This is a genomic window from Streptomyces sp. DvalAA-14, assembly GCF_900091855.1.
Taxonomy (GTDB): domain Bacteria; phylum Actinomycetota; class Actinomycetes; order Streptomycetales; family Streptomycetaceae; genus Actinacidiphila.
Genome location: NZ_FMCH01000414.1, coordinates 1 through 2,594, shown reverse-complemented (window position 1 = coordinate 2,594; position 2,594 = coordinate 1). Strand labels below are relative to the sequence as shown.

The 2,594-nt window shown below is 77.6% G+C and carries 2 protein-coding genes and 1 pseudogene; all 3 read left to right on the top strand.

Annotation, left to right across the window (positions count from 1 at the left end):
* Nucleotides 1-1,162, top strand: a 1,162-nt coding sequence (locus tag GA0115240_RS22160; protein WP_107407193.1) for an NAD(P)H-hydrate dehydratase, incomplete at its 5' end; no start/stop codon positions are given.
* Between the two features lie 79 nt (nt 1,163-1,241).
* A complete protein-coding gene (gene alr, locus GA0115240_RS22155) occupies nt 1,242-2,441 on the top strand; it encodes an alanine racemase (protein WP_093738886.1) in 1,200 nt (399 codons plus the stop codon).
* Nucleotides 2,434-2,594, top strand: a pseudogene (locus GA0115240_RS38485) (alpha/beta hydrolase); the annotation flags it as partial. The gene alr and the pseudogene GA0115240_RS38485, both read left to right, overlap by 8 nt.

Sequence of the window (2,594 nt, the reverse complement as noted above, 5' to 3'; positions counted from 1 at the left end):
GGCGGCCGGCGGGCGGACGGTCACCCCGGCGGACGGGCCGGCCGCGATCACCCGGGCCCGGCTGGTGCTGGACGGGATCACCGGGATCGGCGGCAAGGGCGGCCTGCGCCCAGCCGGCGTATCGCTCGCGGAGGCCGCCCGTGAGGCGCCGGCGGCGGTGGTCGCGGTGGACCTGCCCAGCGGGGTGGACGCCGGCACCGGCGAGGTGCACGGCGCCGCTGTGCACGCCGACGCCACCGTCACCTTCGGTACGTACAAGCCGGGTCTGCTGATCGACCCGGCGGCCGAACTGGCCGGTGCCCTGCGGCTGGTCGACATCGGCCTGGCACCTTTTCTGGGCGCCCCGGAGATCGAGGCGCTGCAGCACGCCGATGTCGCCGCGCTGCTGCCCGACCCGGGCGGGGAGAGCGACAAGTACAGCCGCGGCCTGGTCGGGGTGGTGGCGGGGTCGGACCGCTACCCCGGGGCGGCCGTCCTGGCGGTGTCCGGCGCGCTGCGGGGTGGCGCCGGGGCGGTGCGGTATGTGGGATCCGGCGGCGCGGCGGTGCTGGCGCGGCACCCCGAGACGCTGGTGTCCACCGGGTCGCCGCACGAGGCCGGCCGCGTGCAGGCCTGGGTGGTCGGCCCGGGGCTCGGGGACACGCCGGACGCCCGCAGGGCGGTGGGCGAGGTGCTGGACTCGCAGGTCCCGGTCCTGGTGGACGCCGACGGCCTGCGGGGGCTGGACGCGGATCGGGTGCGCGCCCGGCGGGCGCCGACCGTGCTGACCCCGCACGCGGGCGAGGCGGCGGCGCTGCTCGGCTGGGCGCGGGCGGATGTGGAGGCGCGGCGGCTGGAGGCGGTGCGGTCGCTGGCCGCCCGCTTCGGGGCGACGGTGCTGCTCAAGGGCTCCACCACGCTGGTCGCCGACCCGGCGCCCGGCACCCCGGTTCGGGTGAATCCCACCGGGACCGCCTGGCTCGCCACCGCGGGCAGCGGCGACGTGCTGTCGGGCCTGACCGGCTCCCTGCTGGCGGCCCGGCTCGACCCCCGTGACGCCGCCTCGGTCGGCGCGTATCTGCACGGCCTGGCCGCCCGCCTGGCCCAGGGCCCGCTGGCCGCGCTGGACGTGGCCGACACCGTCCCCGCCGCCTGGCGGAACGTCCGGTCGGGGGCGTCATGAGGGACTCCGGCCGCGAGAGGCGGCGCCGATCCAGAGGTCGTTGAGATGAAAACCGACCGCGCCTGAGAGACTGACCGCGATGAACGACATGGACACCCGTGCCCGGGCGCGGATCGATCTGGGTGCGCTGCGAGCGAACGTGGCGGCGTTGCGGGCGAAGGCACCCGGCGCCGCGTTCATGGCCGTGGTCAAGGCGGACGCCTACGGGCACGGGATGCTGCCCTGCGCCCGGGCCGCGGTGGCGGCCGGGGCGACCTGGATCGGCACCGCCACGCCCGAGGAGGCGCTGGCACTGCGGGCCGGGGGCATCGGGGCCCGGGTGCTGTGCTGGCTGTGGACGCCGGGCGGGCCCTGGCGGGAGTGCGTCGAGGCGGACATCGACGTGACGGTGAGCGCCGGGTGGGCGCTGGCCGAGGTGATCGGCGCGGCCCGCGCGGCCGGCCGCACCGCGCGCGTACAGCTCAAGATCGACGCCGGGCTCGGCCGCAACGGCGCGCAGCCCGCCGAGTGGCCGGCCCTGACCGTCGCCGCGCGCGCCGCCGAGCGCGAAGGGCTGATCCGCGTCACCGGCGTCTGGTCCCACTTCTCCTGCGCCGACGAGCCGGGCCACCCCTCCATCGAGCGCGAACTCGCCGTCTTCCGGGCCGCGGTGGCCGAGGCCGAGGCGGCCGGGCTGACCCCCGAGGTCCGCCACATGGCCAACTCGCCGGCCACCCTCACCCTCCCCGAGGCGCGCTTCGACCTGGTCCGGGTGGGCGTCGCCATGTACGGCATCTCCCCGGTGCCGCAGCTCGGCGGGCCGGCCGACTTCGGGCTGCGCCCGGTGATGCGGCTCACCGCCCGGCTCGCCTCGGTCAAGCGGGTGCCGGGCGGACACGGCGTCAGTTACGGCCACCAGTACGTCACTCCGGGGCAGACCACGCTTGCGCTGGTGCCGCTGGGGTACGCGGATGGCGTACCGCGGCACGCGTCCAGCGCGGGGCCGGTGCTGGTGGCCGGGAAATGGCGGGTGGTGGCGGGGCGTGTCGCGATGGACCAGTTCGTGGTCGACCTCGGAGGCGATGCCGCCGAACCCGGTGACGAGGCCGTCCTGTTCGGCCCCGGTGACGACGGCGAGCCCACCGCCGAGGACTGGGCCCGCGCCTGCGGCACCATCGCCTACGAGATCGTCACCCGGATCGGCCCCCGCGTTCCCCGCGAGTACGTGGGCGCCGCCGACGGGCTTTCCGTCGAGGCTGCCGCCGCCGGCCCCGGCGGGCGGCAGCGATCCGATGGCTGAACGCAGCTGGGAGAAGGCCGGGCTGGTCGGCGCCGCCATCGGCGTGGTGGCCGCGGGCGCCGCCGCCGGCGTGGCGATCGAACGGGCCACCGTCGGCCGCGGCACCCGCCGCCGCGCCCGCCTGGCCCTCGACGCGGCCGGCCCGTACGGCAC

What these genes read in the sequence shown, in the direction of transcription:
- alr (WP_093738886.1), top strand. Translation starts at nt 1,242, where the DNA reads ATGAACGACATGGACACCCGTGCCCGGGCGCGGATCGATCTGGGTGCG.